This window comes from Micromonospora sp. NPDC047527, assembly GCF_040643015.1.
In the GTDB taxonomy this organism is placed as follows: Bacteria; Actinomycetota; Actinomycetes; order Mycobacteriales; family Micromonosporaceae; genus Micromonospora.
In genome coordinates this window covers 24647-40459 of record NZ_JBEYTK010000011.1, presented here as the reverse complement: position 1 = coordinate 40459, position 15813 = coordinate 24647, and the positions used below count along the sequence as shown (strand labels likewise).

Sequence of the window (15813 nt, the reverse complement as noted above, 5' to 3'; positions counted from 1 at the left end):
CCACCGCACCACCGCACCACCGCACCACCGCACCACCGCACCACCGCACCACCGCACCACCGCACCACCGCACCACCGCACCACCGCACCACCGCACCACCGCACCACCGCACCACCGCACCACCGCACCACCGCACCACCGCACCACCGCACCACCGCACCACCGCACCACCGCACCACCGCGTCGATCATGGAGTTGTGGTGCCGCACGAAGCGCCACTAAACGGTAGGAATCGGCCACCACAACTCCATGATCGACGTGAGCGGCGGTGAGACGGGTCGCGAGAGGGCGGGCGGGGGCGGGGTGGGGCGAAGGGGGTAGTTCGGGGCAGGCAGGGCGGCCGGAGCGGCAGCCGAGACAGGGCCGCCGGTGACCACGTACCCTTTCGGCATGTCCACCCCCGCAACGGGCGCGGCCACACTCGCGCCGCGCCGGTCGAGCCGGTTTGTTGCCTGGGTGCGCGCGTGGCGCGCCGGGCTGGTGCCGTACGACGAGGTCGCCGACGCCATCGCCGGCGACGAGGAGCACCTCGTCGCGGATGCCCCCGGCACCTGGACCGACGTTCCGCTGGGCGCCGCGCTGCCTACCCTGGCCAAACTCTCCCCGGACGAGATCCGCCTGGTGCTGCCCGCGCCGGGTGACCCCCGGGGTCTGCCCGGTCCGGGGGACTTCGCCGGAGCGGCGTTGGTGACGGGCGAGGCGGTGGTGGCCGGTGGGCTGGGGTTGATCCCCCAGGTTCGCAGTCACACATCAGGCTCGGGCGACTGCTTCGAGACGGTGCTGTGGCGGGTGTACCCGCTGCCTGCCAACGCGCCAGCCGCGTCCCTCGCGCTGCCCGGCGCCGCCGAGGCCGAGGCCGAGCTGGCCGCCGCGCTGGCCGAGACCACCGCCGCACTGACCCGCCTCGACGTCGCACAGTGGCGGCCCGAATTGGCTGGGGCGCTGGCCGCGCTGCGCCGTCCTGATGGCACCACCGATCTGCCGCCCGGCTTCGACCCGCGGGCCCGCCGGCTCTTCGCCCGGGCCGCGGTGCTCGACCGGGTGCTCGCGCTGGCAGGGCACGCCGCTCCCGGCGGCGCGATCAACAACTACGAGGCCCAGCAGCGCGACGCCGCGCTGCGCCCACTCACCGCAGCGTGCCGGCAGGCCCTCGTCGCCGCCTGCAACGCCCCACTGCGCCCCTGAGCACACCGCCGAGCAACACGACGGCACGACACGGCACCGCACCCGAGCAACGCGACTGCGGCACCGCCCGCGCACAGCCGCCGGCATGATCGTGCTCGATCCAGGATGTAGTGGCCTCCAAGTAGGAGGTTTACCACTAAATCCTGGTTACAGCGCGATCAGCACCGGCCGGCAGCCACCAGCCGACCCGCCGCCGCGCGACCAGCCACGGCCGACGGCTGTGGCTGATCAGACCTCGTCGAGCAGGTCGGCGACCGAGTTGATGATCCGGGACGGGCGGTACGGGTAACGCTCCGCCTCGGTGCGGCTGCTGATCCCGGTGAGCACCAGGATGGTCTCCAGCCCGGCCTCCAGACCACACAGGATGTCGGTGTCCATCCGGTCGCCGATCATCGCGGTGCTCTCCGAGTGCGCGTTGATGGTGTTCAGCGCCGAGCGCATCATCATCGGGTTCGGCTTGCCGACGAAGTACGGCTCCACCCCGGTCGCCTTGGAGATCATGGCGGCGACCGAGCCGGCGGCGGGCAGGGCGCCCTCCACCGACGGGCCGGTCACGTCCGGGTTGGTGCAGATGAACCGCGCCCCGTCGTTGATCAGCCGAACCGCCTTGGTGATCGCCTCGAAGCTGTAGGTGCGGGTCTCGCCGAGCACCACGTAGTCCGGGGCGAAGTCGGTGAGGACGTAGCCGACCGCGTGCAGCGCCGTGGTCAGGCCGGCCTCCCCGATCACGTACGCAGTACCGCCGGGCCGCTGATCGGCGAGGAACTGCCCGGTGGCCAGGGCGGAGGACCAGATCGCCTCCTCCGGAACGTCCAGACCCATCCGGCTGAGCCGGGCCGTCAGGTCACGCGGGGTGTAGATCGAGTTGTTGGTCAGCACCAGGAAGGGTTTGCCGGAGGCACGCAGCCGATTGACGAACTCCGGCGCGCCGGGCACCGGCTGGCCCTCGTGCACCAGCACGCCGTCCATGTCGGTCAGCCAACTCTGCACGGGCTTGCGGTCATGCATGATGATCCTCAGAGGTCAGGGGCGACGAGGTCAGGGGCGACGAGGTCAGGGGCGACGGGTCGGCACGCAGCAGACGGTGGGGCAGGTGTCCCACATCGGTAGCTCACCCAGGCGGCGACGCAGTTGCGCACCGTCCGGGTCGGTCCGCTCGGTGACCAGCTCACGCACCATGGTCACGAAACGCGGGTCGGTGCCCGGGGTGCCGGCCCGGACGAAGTCCAGGCCGAGCTGCTTGGCCGTCTCCAGCGCCTCGGTGTCCAGGTCCCACACCACCTCCAGGTGGTCGGAGACAAAGCCGATCGGGCTGACCACCACGCTGGTGGTGCCACCCTGCGCGAGGGCGGCGAGGTAGTCGTTGATGTCCGGCTCCAGCCACGGCACCTGCGGCGGGCCGGAGCGGCTCTGCCAGACCAGGTCGTACTCCAGGTCGGGGGCGGCGGCCGACGCCACCAGCCGGGCGGCCTCGTGCAGTTGCGCCTCGTACCGGCCGCCGTGCGGGCCGGCGCTGGCCGCCATCGACGTGGGTACGGAGTGGGCGGTGAACACCAGCCGGGTGGTGTCCCGCCGGGCTGGGTCGAGTTGGGTCAGCGCGGCCCGGACGGCGTCGACGTGGGGCTCGATGAAACCGGGGTGGTCCCAGAACTGGCGCAGCTTCTCGATGACCGGCGCGTCCGGACCGACGGCTGCTCGGGCGGCGGCGATGTCCTCCTGGTACTGCCGGCAGGACGAGTAGCCGCCGTACGCGCTGGTGACGAAGGCCAGCGCGCGGGTCACCCCGTCGTCGCGCATCTGGGTCACGGTGTCGGCGAGCATCGGGTCCCAGTTGCGGTTGCCCCAGTAGACGGGCAGGTCGAGGCCGTGCGCGGCGAAGTCGGCGCGGATGGCGGCCAGCAGGTCACGGCACTGCTGGTTGATCGGGGACACCCCACCGAAGTGCTGGTAGTGCTCGACGACCTCGGCCAGCCGCTCGGGCGGCACGCCCCGGCCGCGGGTCACGTTCTGCAGGAAGGGCATCACGTCCTCGGGCCGTTCCGGCCCGCCGAAGGACACCAGCACCACCGCGTCGTACGACATGGGGTCATTCTTGCCGGTCGGCCGGGACGACCCGGCGACGCCCCCTGGTCCGGCCCACGTGGATCACATGGACGGGACCGGGGGCGTCGCCGGGGACGTCAGGAACCGATGGCGTGGTAACCGCCGTCGACGTGGACGATCTCGCCGGTGGTGGCGGGGAACCAGTCGGAGAGCAGCGCCAGGCAGGCCTTCGCAGCGGGCTCCTGGTCGGTGAGGCTCCAGCCCAGCGGCGCCCGCTCGGCCCACGCGTCCTCGAACTGGTCGAAGCCGGGGATCGACTTCGCGGCGATGGTGCGCAGCGGCCCGGCGGCGACCAGGTTGCTGCGGATGCCCTGCTTGCCCAGGTGCAGCGCCAGGTAGCGGGACGCGGACTCCAGGCCGGCCTTGGCCACGCCCATCCAGTCGTAGACCGGCCACGCCTTCGTCGCGTCGAAGGTGAGGCCGACCACCGCACCGCCGGGCGACATCAGCGGCAGCGCCGCCATGGCCAGCGACTTGTACGAGAAGGTGGAGACGTGCAGGGCGGTCGCCACGTCCTCCCAGGGTGCGTCGAGGAAGCCGCCGCCCAGGCAGCTCTGCGGGGCGAAGCCGATCGAGTGCACGACACCGTCGAGGCCGTCGACGTGCTCGCGGACCCGGTCGGCGAGGCTGGCCAGGTGCTCGGTGTTTGTCACGTCCACCTCGATCACCGGCGCCGGCTCGGGCAGCCGCTTGGCGATCCGCTCGACCAGGGAGAGCCGACCGAAGCCGGTCAGCACGACCTGTGCGCCGTTCTCCTGGGCGAGCTTCGCTACCGAGAAGGCGATCGAAGCGTCGGTGATGACGCCACTGACGAGCAGCCGCTTACCGGCGAGCAGTCCGGACATCGCAGATTTCCTCCGTAGTCAAAAGGGTCAGTGGCCCATGCCGAGGCCGCCGTCGACCGGGATCACGGCGCCGGAGACGTACCCGGCGCTGTCGGAGGCCAGCCAGGTGACGACCGCAGCGACCTCGTCGGGGCTGGCCATCCGGCCGGCCGGGATCGACTTGCGGATCTCCGCCTTGCGGTCCTCGGACAGGCCGGCGGTCATGTCCGTGTCGATGAAGCCGGGCGCGACAACGTTGGCGGTGATGTTGCGGCTGCCCAGCTCGCGGGTGATGGAGCGGGCCACGCCGACCAGGCCGGCCTTGCTGGCGGCGTAGTTGACCTGACCGGCGCCACCGGAGAGGCCGACCACCGAGGAGACGAAGATCATGCGGCCCCACTTGGCGCGGAGCATCTTGCCGGAGGCCCGCTTGGCGACCCGGAACGCACCGGTGAGGTTGGTGTCCACGACGCTGGTGAACTGCTCCTCGGTCATGCGCAGCAGCAGCGTGTCGGCGGTGACGCCAGCGTTGGCGACCAGCACCTCGACCGGCCCCAGCTCGGCCTCGACGGCGGTGAACGCGGCGTCGATCGAGGCCGCGTCGGTCACGTCGGCCCGTACGCCGAACAGCCCTTCCGGAGCCTCGCCGCTGCGGTGGGTGATCGCCACCCGGTCGCCCTGCTTGGCGAAGGCCTGCGCGATGGCCAGGCCGATCCCCCGGTTGCCCCCGGTCACCAGCACGGTACGGGCCACTGTTCCCCCTTGCTCAGCTGATCTCAGTCGCAGGCGAGCCTAGGCGTTACCGGCAGGTAAGCGCTAACGGGGACCACGTCACACCGGGGTACGACGCGGGGATCAACCCCTGGTGGCACGCCTCGCGGGAGGTTGGCCCGTAGCCTCCCGGTGGTGAACCGGCAACCGATCGCCTCGGCCCTGCGGGCCCTGCGGCAGACCTTGCTCGGTCCGGACGCCCCGCCCGGCCGGCCGTTGCTGGCCCGTTGGCCCCGGCTGGCCCGTTACGCCGCCCCGGCCGGGCTGCTCGCCGCGCTCGGCCTCTTCTGGATCACTCTCGCCGTGGAGAGCGAGTGGGGCCTGCCGACGCCGATCGCGGTGCTGTTCGCGGCGATGACCGTGGCGCCGCTGCTCGCGCTGCCCCGGCGACCGCTGCTGGCCTGGCGGTTGACGGTGCTGGCCCTGCTGGTGTGCACGTTCAATGCGCCGGCCGGACAGCCCGGTCCGTGGACGGCACCGCTGGCGCTCGGGTCGATCGCGGTGGTCGCGGTGGTGCTCGCGCGGGTCGACCGGCCGGTGCTGGTCTGGGTGGTCGCGTTCACGATGGTTCCGGTGCTCACCCTGGTCCGCGCCGAGAACCGGGCGGCCGTGCTGGCGCTGCTCGGCGCGCTGGCGATCGTCGGTGACCTGATCAGGCGCAACCGGCTGTCCCGGCGGGAGTTGGCCGCGCAGACCGAGCTGAGCGAGCGGGCGCAGGAGCGCCGCGCGGTGCTGGAGGAACGCACCCGGATCGCCCGCGAGCTGCACGACGTCGTGGCGCATCACATGTCGTTGATCGCGGTGCAGGCGGAGACCGCGCCGTACCGGCTGACCGACGTCCCGGCGCCGGCCGCCGCGGAGTTCGTCGCCATCGCCGCCTCGGCCCGCGACGCGCTGACCGACATGCGGCGCCTGCTGGGGGTGCTGCGCAGCGAGTCGAGCGGCCCGCAGACCGCGCCGCAGCCGGACCTGGTCGACCTGGGCACGATGGTGGACGCGGCCCGCCGAGCCGGACTACCGGTGACCCTGGACGCCGAGTTGGCCGACGACGGGCGGGTGCCCGCGCCGGTCGGGCTGGCCGCGTACCGGATCGTGCAGGAGGGGCTGGCCAACGCGGCCCGGCACGCGTCCGGCGCCGCGGTGCGGGTCACGGTCCGCGCCGGTCGATCCACCCTGGCGGTACGCGTGCAGAACGCGCCGCCTGTCGACGTGGGCGTCCAACCGGTCGCCGAGGTGGGCGCCGGGCACGGGCTGACCGGCATGCGGGAGCGGGCCACCTCGCTGGGCGGTACGTTCACCGCCGGGCCGCTGCCCGACGGGGGTTACGCGGTGGCGGCGCACCTGCCGTACGACACGGAGGGCGGGGACCAATGATCAAGGTGTTGATCGCCGACGACCAGGCGATGGTCCGGCAGGGCTTCGGCGCGCTGCTCGCCGCCCAACCGGACCTCCTGGTGGTGGGTGACGCCGCCGACGGCGCGCAGGCGGTCGCCGCCACCCGCCGGCTCGACCCGGACGTGGTGCTGATGGACGTACGGATGCCGGTGCTGGACGGGCTGGCCGCCACCCGCAAGCTGCTCGGCGACCGATCCGCGCAGCGACCCCGGGTGCTCATCCTCACCACCTTCGACCTGGACGACTACGTGTACGAGGCGCTGCGTGCCGGGGCCAGCGGGTTCCTGCTCAAGGACGCCCCGGCGGCCGACCTGGTGCACGCGGTGCGGGTGGTGGCGGCCGGGGACGCACTACTCGCCCCCGCGGTGACCCGGCGGCTGATCGCCGAGTTCGCGGCCCGCCCGGACCGCCGCCGACCCCGCCCCACCGACCTGGCCGGGCTCACTCCGCGGGAGACCGAGGTGCTGCGGCTGATCGCCCGAGGTCGCAACAACGCCGAGATCGCGGGTGATCTGGTCGTGGCCGAGCAGACCGTGAAGACGCACATCGGGCGGATCCTGGCGAAGCTGGGGCTGCGGGATCGGGCCCAGGCCGTCGTGCTGGCGTACGAGACGGGTCTGGTCGCCGCCGGCGAGTAGCCCCACGGAGCCAGCCCTCGAACGGCTCTCCGGCACGACGACCGAGCACCACCCACCCGCGCACCCTGCCTCTGGACGACATTCCGGAGGGAGAACGTGATGCGACGACGAGGTGCCAGCCGTGTGGCGCTGGCCGCGCTACTCGGCGTGAACCTGGTCCTGCCGACCCGACCCGAGCCGGTCGCGGCGGCGGGGTTCGTCGAGGCGTACCCGGTCACGGCGGCGGCGATGCGCGCGGCCGGCCCCCCGTACGCGGACTGGGTGGCCGACGGGCGTCGGTTTCTCCTGTTCGACCCGCGCGGCGACGGCCGCGCGGTCGAGGTGCTCGGCGACCTGGCCGTGGCGGACCGGATCGCGGTGCTGGTGCCCGGTGTGGGCAGTACCCTCGCGGACTTCGACCGAGGGCTGGGCGGGGTGGCCCACCGAGCGCCAGCGGTGCAGGCCGGGCAGCTCTATCGGGAGCTGCGGGTGGCCGACCCGGCGGCGCGGGTCGCGGTGCTGGCCTGGCTCGGCTACGACCCGCCCGACGGGGTGCTGAGCGCCGCCGGTGGGGTCAGTGCCCGACGCGGCGCGGCCGGGCTGGTCGGGCTGCTGCGGGAACTGGCCGCGCGCAGCCCGGCGGCGACCATCACGTTGGTCGGGCACAGCTACGGGGCGCTGGTGGTGTCGCTGGCGGCCAGGGAGGCCCCGGCCCAACTCAGCGACGTGGTCACCCTCGGCGGCGTCGGCGCCGGGGTGCAACGCGCCACCGATCTGCGGGGGCGGCGGTTCTGGGCGGCCGAGGCGCCCACCGACTGGATCCGTCGGGTGCCGCCGGTGCGGTTGCCCGGCCTCGGCTTCGGCCGTCGCCCCGGCGACCCGGCGTTCGGCGCCCGGGCGCTGCCGGTGGGCGGGGTGGCCGGGCACGACGGCTACCTCACGCCGGGCAGCGCCACCCTGGTCGCGGTCGCGGCGGTCGTCCTGGGTGCCGAGCGACTCGGAGACGCCCGGTGAGCCGGGACCGTTTCGTCGACGCGCTGCGGGCGTACGCGATCGGCGGGGTGGTGGTGGGGCACTGGCTGGTCACCGGGCTGGTGCTGGCCGACGACGGCGGACTGCACCAGGCCAGCCCGCTGACCGCGCTGCCCGGCCTGGCCCCGTTGACCTGGGTGTTGCAGACGCTCGGGTTGTTCTTCTTCGCCGCCGGGTTCGGCTCGGCCCGGTCACTGGCCCGCCACCCGGGCGGTGCGGGCGGTTGGCTGGCCCGTCGGCTGCGCCAACTGCTCCTTCCCGCGGTGGCGCTGCTGGGGGTGGGTGCCGCGGTGCTGCTCGCCGCCACCGTCGTCGGCACCCCGGACGACACGCTCACCGTCGCGCTACGGCTGGCGGTCAGCCCGCTGTGGTTCCTGGTGCCGCTGCTCCTCCTGGTCGCGTCGACCGGCCCGCTGCGCGTCGCCGTACGCCGGTGGGGGTTGGGGCGCTGCGTCGTACCGGCGGTGGCCGTGGTCGCGCTGGCAGACCTGGCCGTACGTCTGCTGCCGGCCGGCACCGACCTGCCACCGGTCACCGTGGTGGCGGCCTGGACGGTGCCGTATGTGCTCGGCGTGGCGCACGCCGACGGGCTGCTGACCGGTCGGCGGGCGGCCGGAGCGCTGGCCGGTGGTGGGGCCGCCACGCTTGCGGCGCTGCTGGCGCTGGGCTACCCGGTCAGTGCCGTGGGGGTGCCGGGAGCGGGGGTGTCCAACCTGAATCCGCCCTCGCTGCTGGCGGTGGCCCTGGCGGTCACCCAGGTCGGGCTGGCGTTGCTCGCGCGGCCGGCGCTGGAACGGTTGCTGACCCGGTCGCTGCCACACCGGGCGGTGACCGGGGCGAACCGTTCCGCGGTCCGGATCTACCTGTGGCATCAACCGGTGCTGGTGTCGGTGACCGCGCTCACCGCTCGCGTCGGGCTGACCCTGCCGGGGCTGCACACCGCGCCGGACGGCCTGGGCTGGGTGCTGGCCCGCTGTTGCTGGCTGCCGTTGCTCGCCGCCGTGCTGGTCACGGTCGTGCGGGCGGGCCAGCCGGGTCACCCGGGGAGGCGGTGCCAGCCGGGCGGTGGAGGCGTCACCGGCCGGTCGGCCGAGTGCGTCCCGTCGACACCCCAGGTGTACGATCATCGACGTTCCGGCCCGCCCGACTTGCAGGAGGTGATCGCTGTGCGAGATAGCGATCCTCCCAGTCGTGGCCGGGCCGATGGTCAGCCCCGCTGAGCCACGACTCAGTCTGGTGAGCTGACCCCGCTTCGCTCCCCCACCGCCTCGGCCGACGCCGGGGTGCGTGTGCCGCGCCGTCCGACGACCGGACGGTTGCCGGGAGCCGCCCGGTCACGACTTCGTGTGCGCGTCCCCGCCCCCTGCGGTCCGCCCCCGCCTGCGGACCGTCCAGCCGCCACCCGGAGCCGTCCATGAGCCGCTACGTCGCCCCGCTGGGCTTCACCCTCGCCGCCGTCTGGGTGGCCATCGTCTTCGTTCTGGCTGGCGGCGGCCACTGAGCCGGCCGGCCAGCCGCTGAGCCGTGCTGGCCGGCGGCGGTGACCGCCGGCCCACCGGCTCAGAGCATCCGCGACGACCAGAGCAGGCTGAGCGCACCGGCGCAGAGCGCCAGCAACAGCGCGATCCCCGCGTACCACTGGGTCACCTCGCGCGGCTCGGTCCGGAAGCCGATCGAACTGCCCATGTCCTGGTAGACCTGCTTCAACTCGCTCACCGAGGCCGCCTCGTAGAAGTAGCCCTCGGTGGTCTCGGCAAGCTCGGCCAGCGCCAACCGGTCCACGGGCACCCGCTGCAACTGCCCACCGATGTCGACCTGGCCCGTGTCGGTGCCGAACGCGATGGTGGACACCGGCACGTTGGCCGCCTGCGCGGCCGCCGCCGCCTCCTCCACTGCCCGGCCCGAGGTGCGGAACCCGTCGGAGAGCAGCACGATCCGTGCCGGTGGGATGCCCGCCGCGCCATCTGCCGGCACCGACCGGATCGCCTCCAGGCAGGTGAACACCGCCTCACCGGTGGCGGTCGCCTCGGCCAGCACCAGCCCGTCGATCGCGCTGGTCACCGCGTCCCGGTCCTTGCCCGGCGGCACCAGCACGTTGGCCGCCTTGGCGAACGACACCAGACCCAGGTTGTAGCTCTCCGGCAACTCGTTGACGAACTGCTTGGCCGCCTCCTGCGCGGCCTCCAACCGGTTCGGCGCCACGTCGTCGGCCTGCATCGACAGCGACACGTCGATGGCGAGCATCACGGTCGCCCGCTCCAGCGGCTCCTTCCTGTCCACCGCCGGGCGGGCCAGCGCGGTGGCGAGCACCAGCAGGCAGAGCAGGAACGCCGTCGCCGGGACGTGCCGACGCCAGCCGAGCCCCTTCGGTGCCACGGTACGCAACAGATCCACGTTGGTGAACCGCATCGCGTACGCCCGGCGGTGTAGCTGCCGCCAGACGTAGAACGCGGCGAGGGCGACCACCGGCAGCACAGCCAGCAGCCACCACGGTTGCATGAAACGGATCATCGTGTCGTCCCCCGGGTGCGGGCGTGCCGCTGCGCGGCAACGAAACGCACCATGTCCAGCAGCCAGTCTCGGTCGGTACGCAGACGCAGGTGGGCAGCGCCCGCGCCGCGCAGGGCGGCTGCGATCGCGGCCCGTTGGGCGGCGGCGGCCTCGGCGTAGCGCTGCCGCAGGCGCGGGTCGGCGGTCTGCACCTCGTGCAGCTCACCGCTCTCCGGATCGACCACCGGCAGCACCCCCACGTCGGGCAACTCCAGCTCGCGCGGGTCCACCACCTCGATCGCCAGCACATCGTGCCGGACCCGCAGCTTGCGCATCGGCCGGGCCCACTGCTCGGCCGGCGCGAGGAAGTCCGAGACCACCACGGCGACCCCACGCCGTCGGGGCGGCCGGTTGAGCATCTCGACCAGGGCACCCAGGTCGCCCCGGCCGGGCTGGATCGCGGTGCTGGCGACGGTGCGCAGCAGGCCCTGCGCCTCCTTGCGGCCGGAGCGGGCCGGCAGCCGGGTGAGCACTCCCGGCCCGGCCGGCGGTGGGCCGCCCCGAAAACGGCGGGCCGGGGCGGACGCGCCGCCGCCGGTGCCGATCACCGCGCCGATCCGGTTGCCACCTCGCACGGTCAGGTGGGCGATGGCGGCTGCGGCGGCCACCACGACCTCGCGCTTGAGCCACTGCCCGGTGCCGAAGTCCAGGCTGGCCGAAAGATCCAGCGCCAGCCAGGTCTCCAGCTCCCGGTCGGCGACCGTACGCCGCACGTGCGGTGTCGTGGTCCGGGCGGTGACCGGCCAGTCCATCCGGCGGACGTCGTCGCCCGGGCGGTACTCCCGCGACTCCCCCGCCTCGCTGCCCGGCCCCGGCAGCAGACCGGCGTAGTCGCCCTGGAGCAGACCGTCGAGCTTGCGGGTGACGAGCAGTTGGAGGCGGGACAGCACCGCCTCGCTGCGGTCGCCGAGGGGGGCGGGACGAGGGGTGGGTGAGGTCACGGCCGCTGCCCGGGCCAGCCGGCACCCGGCGGCGGAACGGTGGACGGGGTGGCCTGCTGCCGGGGTGCGACCGCCGGGAGCGGAATGGTCGACATCACCCGGTGCACGATGTGGTCGGCCGGAACGTCGTCGGCGAGCGCGTCGTAGCTGAGCACCAGCCGGTGCCGCAGGATGTCCGGGGCGATGTCCTGCACGTCCTGCGGGAGCGCGTAGTCCCGGCCGCGGAGCAGAGCCAGCGCGCGGGTGGCCCGCACCAGGCCGAGCGAGGCACGCGGGCTGGCCCCGTACTGGATGAGCTGGGCGACGTCGGGCATGCCGTGCTCGGCCGGGGTACGGGTGGCCAGCACCAGCCGGACCGCGTAGTCGACAAGCGCGTTGTGCACGAAGACCTGGTCCGCCTTGCGTTGCAGGGCGATCAGGTCGGGTGTGTCGAAGACCGCCGTCGGCTCCGGCGCGCTGACGCCCATCCGGTAGACGATCTCGCGTTCCTCGGCGTCGGTCGGGTAGCCAACCACGATCTTCATGAGGAACCGGTCCCGCTGCGCCTCCGGCAGCGGGTAGACGCCCTCCTGCTCGATCGGGTTCTGGGTGGCCATCACGAGGAACGGGTCGGGCACCCGGTGGCTCTCCCCGCCGATGGACACCTGCCGCTCGCTCATCACCTCCAGCAGCGCCGACTGCACCTTGGCCGGCGCCCGGTTGATCTCGTCGGCGAGCAGGAAGTTGACGAAGACCGGGCCCAGCTCGACGTCGAACTTCTCGCTCGACTGCCGGTAGATCCGGGTGCCCATGATGTCGGCCGGCACCAGGTCCGGGGTGAACTGCACCCGGGCGAAGGACCCGCCGACGACCTTGGCGAGGGTCTCCACGGCCAGGGTCTTTGCCACACCGGGTACGCCTTCGAGCAGGCAGTGACCCCGGGCGAGCAGCGCGACGAACATCCGCTCCACCATCCGGTCCTGCCCGACGATCACCCGTTTGATCTCGAACAGCGCCCTCTCCAACAGGGTGGCGTCCTGCGCGGGCGTGGTCACCGGCGTGGTCACCGCTGCGGGTGTGTCCGGTGCCACCCCGTTCGGCGTCGGGGCATCGGGCGTGGTCGGCTGGGCCACCGGTCCTCCACAGCGTTTGTCGGTCGTCGCGGCTGGTGCGGTATCAAGACTCGCACGCCCGGCTGAGTGTGGAGGTGGGGAGAAGCCGATTTTCGCCGCGCCGTCCCCGGCAACCGAATCGCCCGTCACGGGTGGACACCAACCGGCCCGTGGTGTGTACCATTCATCCCGTCGCCGGGCGGCTCCCCCCGTGGCCGCCCGGCGCTCTAACTTCCGTCCGGCCGCCCTAGACTGGCCGTGATGAGCATCATCCCCTCCCCCGCAGATGAGGCCCTGGTCTGCTCGGCCCGAGGCTGCCGCGCCTCCGCCGTCTGGGCCCTGGAGTGGAACAATCCGCGCCTGCACGACGCCGATCGGCGCAAGACCTGGCTGGCCTGTGCCGAGCACCGGGGCAGTCTCGGTGACTTCCTGGACGCCCGCGGCTTCCTGCGTGCCGTCACTCCGGTGCCCGCATCACCTACCCTCGACATGTGATCCAGCGCAGCGAGCGAACGATGAGGCACAGCAGCGTGGCGTCGCGCGCCGTTGACGAGCGACGTGAGACAGCGCAGGCCGCGTGGAACGGTTCCCGTCGATGAGCGCGGAGGACCGCGTCGACCCCTCGGCCTCCCCCGGCCCCACCTCCCCGTCCTGGCCACCCACCCCGGCCACAGCGCCGCCCGGTGTCCCGCCGCCGCCTGGCGCGTTCCCGGCGCCGGGCACGCTCGGCCCCGAGCCCGCCCCGCCATACGCGTCCTCGCCGGCCCCGCTGCCGCCGAACGCGCTGCCGCCCTCCGGCGGGTACGCCGTCGGCTCGCGTCCGCCCGACCTGCCGTCCCCCGGCCTCCTGCCGCCGCCGGGCGCCGGCGCGCTGCCCAACTCCGGTACGCCCGGTCTCCAGACCCCGGGAGGGTCCGGGAGTCGAGGGCCGTTGGAGCCGTGGCCGGACACCGTCCACTGGCAGTCGATCTCCACCGACCTGATCTGGGTGGAGCTGATCCGGCTGGCGATCGTGGTGGCCATCGGGCTGGCGGTGACGGCGATCGGCTGGGCGCTGAGCGGTCACTGGCTGTTCGGGCTCGCCTTCGCCGTCGTGCTGCTGCTCGGCGCATGGCGGGCCACGGCCATCGTCCGCGCGGTGCGGGCCTGGGGGTACGCGGAGCGCGACGACGACCTGCTGGTCCGGCATGGGCTGCTGGTCCGGCGGCTGTCCATCGTCCCGTACTCCCGGATGCAGTTCGTCGACGTGAGCGCCGGCCCGCTGGAACGCGCCTTCGATCTGGCCACCGTGCAGTTGCACACGGCAGCCGCCGCGAGCGACGCCCGGGTGCCGGGGCTGCGCCCGGCGGAGGCGTCCCGGCTGCGCGACCGACTCACCGCGCTCGGCGAGGACCGGGCGGAGGGGCTGTGAACGCCCGAGGGGCCACCCGTCGGCGACACCGAGGGCCGGCCCGATGAGCGACGAGCCGGACACCCAACCATCCGGCGGAGCGCCTCCCGCCGGCCCTCCGCCGGGCCCTCCGCCCTACGCCGCCGGGCCGCCCTACGCGCCTCCCTACACCGCCGCGCCGTACGGCGCGGCACCACCGGGCCCGATGCCCCCGGGGTCGGTCCCATACGGCGCGATGCCGCCGGGCGCGGTGCCCCCGGGCTCGGTGCCACCGGGCGCGATGCCCTACGGCTCGGTGCCACCGGGCGCGATGCCCTACGGCTCGGTGCCACCGGGCTCGATGCCTTACGGCGCGGTGCCACCGGGCTCGATGCCTTACGGCGCGGTGCCGCCTGGCTCGGTGTACCCCTGGCCGATGCCGCCGGGTGACGGCGAGCCGCGCCAGCGGCTGCACCCGCTCAGCCCGCTGCTGCACGGCGCCAAGTCGCTAGTCGTGGTGATCGCCGGGCTGTCCTGGTCCACGCTGTCCCGGGTCGGCTTCGGCTGGTTCGCCGCCATGGTGGTGGTCCTGGCGCTCGGTGCGACCGTGCTGTCGGTGGTCAGCTGGTACAACACCGGCTACCACGTGGTGGGCCGCGAACTGCGCGTGTACGAGGGGCTGCTCTGGCGGCGTACCCGTGCGATTCCGCTGGAACGGTTGCAGGCCGTGGAGGTCGTCCGGCCGCTGCTCGCCCAGCTCACCGGCCTGGCCGAGCTCCGCCTGGAGGTGGTCGGCGGGGGCAAGACCGAGGCCCCGCTGGCGTACCTCGGGGTGGCCGACGCGGCCCGGCTACGGGAGCGGCTGCTGGCGCTGGCCGGGCGGGCGGCGCCGCCCGCGGCGGGTGTCACGGCACCCTCGGCGGTCCCGGGGGCGGCACCGCCGGCGGCGGCGCCGGGTCGACCACTGCACGCGGTACGCAACAACAACCTGCTGGTCAGCCAACTGCTCACCCCGCAGGCGTTCCTGCTTCCGTTCGGCCTGGCGTTCGTCGTGGTGCAGTTCGCCACCGCCGAGTCGTGGTCGTTCATCGCCGTGGCGAGCACGCTGACCGCGATGGCCGGTGTGCTGCTGCAACCGATCCGCCGGGTCCTCGACGACTGGAACTTCCGGCTGGCCCGCGACGGCGACACGCTACGGGTGCACAACGGTCTGCTGGAGACCCGGGCGCAGACCGTGCCACTGGACCGCGTGCAGACCGTGCGGGCCACCTGGCCGCTGCTCTGGCGGGTCAAGGGCTGGCTGCGGCTGCGCCTGGAGGTGGCCGGGTACTCCATCGCCGAGACCGCCGACCGCAACCGGCCGGACCGGCTGCTGCCGGTCGGTGACCTGCCGACCGCGACGATGATCGTCGCCGAGGTGCTTCCGGGTGTACGCCTCGACGCGCTGGCGCTGAGCCGCCCGCCGTCCCGGGCACGCTGGCTGCACCCACTGGGCCGTGGTGCGCTCGGCGCGGGCCTCTTCGATCGGGTCTTCGCCACCCGATCCGGGCTGCTCACCCGGGAGATGGCGATCGTGCCGTACGCCCGGATCCAGAGCGTGCGGGTCGTGCAGGGGCCGGTGCAGCGCTGGCTGCGGCTGGCGACCGTGCACGCCGACACGGCGGGCGGCTCGGGTGCAGCCGCCGAGGACCGGGACCTAACGGAAGCCTGGGCCCTGGCAGCAGAGTTGACCACCCGAGCACAAGCAGCCCGTCGCCCAACCTAACCCCACCCCGGCCCGCCCCGGCCCGCCCCGGCCCGCCCCGGCCCGCCCCGGCCCGCCCCGGCCCGCCCCGGCCCGCCCCGGCCCGCCCCGGCCCGCCCCGGCCCGCCCGCCCGCCCGCCCGGTGATCATGAAGTTAGCGTGCCGACACGCCGACGCGGAGGGCAATAAC

General features: G+C 73.7%; 15 protein-coding genes and 1 pseudogene. 9 read left to right on the top strand and 7 right to left on the bottom strand.

Annotated elements, in window-relative coordinates:
• Positions 1–223, top strand: a pseudogene (locus ABZ808_RS28845) (hypothetical protein); the annotation flags it as partial.
• A 168-nt stretch (positions 224–391) separates the two neighbouring features.
• Positions 392–1186, top strand: coding sequence for a hypothetical protein (locus ABZ808_RS28840; RefSeq protein WP_357012469.1), 795 nt, complete (start codon positions 392–394; stop codon positions 1184–1186).
• A gap of 228 nt (positions 1187–1414) precedes the next feature.
• Here the strand turns inward: ABZ808_RS28840 and ABZ808_RS28835 are convergent, their stop codons facing one another.
• From ABZ808_RS28835 to fabG, 4 genes are all read right to left on the bottom strand, one after another.
• A complete protein-coding gene (locus ABZ808_RS28835; RefSeq protein WP_357012468.1) occupies positions 1415–2194 on the bottom strand; it encodes an HAD-IIA family hydrolase in 780 nt (259 codons plus the stop codon).
• 45 nt (positions 2195–2239) lie between these two features.
• Positions 2240–3268 (bottom strand): ferrochelatase, encoded by a 1029-nt coding sequence (locus tag ABZ808_RS28830; protein WP_357012467.1) that lies wholly within the window; start codon positions 3266–3268, stop codon positions 2240–2242.
• Between the two features lie 98 nt (positions 3269–3366).
• Entirely contained in the window at positions 3367–4134 is a 768-nt protein-coding gene (gene fabI / locus ABZ808_RS28825; RefSeq protein ID WP_357012465.1) for an enoyl-ACP reductase FabI, read from the bottom strand.
• A gap of 27 nt (positions 4135–4161) precedes the next feature.
• Positions 4162–4866, bottom strand: coding sequence for a 3-oxoacyl-ACP reductase FabG (fabG, locus tag ABZ808_RS28820; protein WP_357012464.1), 705 nt, complete (start codon positions 4864–4866; stop codon positions 4162–4164).
• A gap of 153 nt (positions 4867–5019) precedes the next feature.
• Between fabG and ABZ808_RS28815 the strand changes: the two genes are divergently transcribed.
• From ABZ808_RS28815 to ABZ808_RS28800, 4 genes are all read left to right on the top strand, one after another.
• Entirely contained in the window at positions 5020–6258 is a 1239-nt protein-coding gene (locus tag ABZ808_RS28815) for a histidine kinase (protein ID WP_357012462.1), read from the top strand.
• Positions 6255–6917: a response regulator transcription factor gene (locus tag ABZ808_RS28810; RefSeq protein WP_357012461.1), complete on the top strand. Its 663-nt coding sequence runs from the start codon at positions 6255–6257 to the stop codon at positions 6915–6917. Before ABZ808_RS28815 ends, ABZ808_RS28810 begins: the two co-directional genes overlap by 4 nt.
• Positions 6918–7016: 99 nt before the next feature.
• Positions 7017–7910, top strand: a complete 894-nt coding sequence (locus tag ABZ808_RS28805) for an alpha/beta hydrolase (RefSeq protein ID WP_357012460.1) — start codon at positions 7017–7019, stop codon at positions 7908–7910.
• Positions 7907–9148 carry an acyltransferase family protein gene (locus ABZ808_RS28800; RefSeq protein ID WP_357012459.1) on the top strand — a complete coding sequence of 414 codons (1242 nt, stop codon included), beginning with the start codon at positions 7907–7909 and terminating at the stop codon, positions 9146–9148. Before ABZ808_RS28805 ends, ABZ808_RS28800 begins: the two co-directional genes overlap by 4 nt.
• A gap of 340 nt (positions 9149–9488) precedes the next feature.
• Here ABZ808_RS28800 and ABZ808_RS28795 read toward each other — a convergent pair whose 3' ends face one another.
• The 3 genes from ABZ808_RS28795 to ABZ808_RS28785 are packed head-to-tail and all read right to left on the bottom strand — an operon-like array spanning position 9489 to position 12531.
• Complete coding sequence (locus tag ABZ808_RS28795; protein ID WP_357012458.1) at positions 9489–10439, bottom strand: VWA domain-containing protein; 951 nt, start codon at positions 10437–10439, stop codon at positions 9489–9491.
• The gene (locus ABZ808_RS28790) at positions 10436–11437 is read right to left on the bottom strand and encodes a DUF58 domain-containing protein (protein WP_357012587.1); all 1002 of its coding nucleotides are present in this window, start codon (positions 11435–11437) and stop codon (positions 10436–10438) included. Before ABZ808_RS28790 ends, ABZ808_RS28795 begins: the two co-directional genes overlap by 4 nt.
• Positions 11416–12531, bottom strand: coding sequence for a MoxR family ATPase (locus ABZ808_RS28785; protein ID WP_357012457.1), 1116 nt, complete (start codon positions 12529–12531; stop codon positions 11416–11418). Before ABZ808_RS28785 ends, ABZ808_RS28790 begins: the two co-directional genes overlap by 22 nt.
• 240 nt (positions 12532–12771) lie before the next feature.
• Here ABZ808_RS28785 and ABZ808_RS28780 point away from each other — a divergent pair, with 240 nt between their 5' ends.
• The 3 genes from ABZ808_RS28780 (at position 12772) to ABZ808_RS28770 (ending at position 15644) form a co-directional block, all read left to right on the top strand.
• The gene (locus ABZ808_RS28780; protein ID WP_357012456.1) at positions 12772–13005 is read left to right on the top strand and encodes a hypothetical protein; all 234 of its coding nucleotides are present in this window, start codon (positions 12772–12774) and stop codon (positions 13003–13005) included.
• Positions 13006–13381: 376 nt separating this feature from the next.
• Complete coding sequence (locus ABZ808_RS28775) at positions 13382–13921, top strand: PH domain-containing protein (protein ID WP_357012585.1); 540 nt, start codon at positions 13382–13384, stop codon at positions 13919–13921.
• A gap of 394 nt (positions 13922–14315) precedes the next feature.
• Positions 14316–15644 (top strand): PH domain-containing protein, encoded by a 1329-nt coding sequence (locus tag ABZ808_RS28770; protein ID WP_357012584.1) that lies wholly within the window; start codon positions 14316–14318, stop codon positions 15642–15644.
• Positions 15645–15813 lie beyond the last annotated feature (169 nt).

Excerpts from the sequence above, each read along its gene's own strand:
- ABZ808_RS28795 (WP_357012458.1), bottom strand. The coding sequence starts at position 10,439 with ATGATCCGTTTCATGCAACCGTGGTGGCTGCTGGCTGTGCTGCCGGTG.
- ABZ808_RS28805 (WP_357012460.1), top strand. The coding sequence starts at position 7,017 with ATGCGACGACGAGGTGCCAGCCGTGTGGCGCTGGCCGCGCTACTCGGC.
- ABZ808_RS28770 (WP_357012584.1), top strand. The coding sequence starts at position 14,316 with ATGCCGCCGGGTGACGGCGAGCCGCGCCAGCGGCTGCACCCGCTCAGC.
- ABZ808_RS28830 (WP_357012467.1), bottom strand. The coding sequence starts at position 3,268 with ATGTCGTACGACGCGGTGGTGCTGGTGTCCTTCGGCGGGCCGGAACGG.
- ABZ808_RS28840 (WP_357012469.1), top strand. The coding sequence starts at position 392 with ATGTCCACCCCCGCAACGGGCGCGGCCACACTCGCGCCGCGCCGGTCG.
- fabI (WP_357012465.1), bottom strand. The coding sequence starts at position 4,134 with ATGTCCGGACTGCTCGCCGGTAAGCGGCTGCTCGTCAGTGGCGTCATC.
- ABZ808_RS28780 (WP_357012456.1), top strand. The coding sequence starts at position 12,772 with ATGAGCATCATCCCCTCCCCCGCAGATGAGGCCCTGGTCTGCTCGGCC.
- ABZ808_RS28835 (WP_357012468.1), bottom strand. The coding sequence starts at position 2,194 with ATGCATGACCGCAAGCCCGTGCAGAGTTGGCTGACCGACATGGACGGC.
- ABZ808_RS28810 (WP_357012461.1), top strand. The coding sequence starts at position 6,255 with ATGATCAAGGTGTTGATCGCCGACGACCAGGCGATGGTCCGGCAGGGC.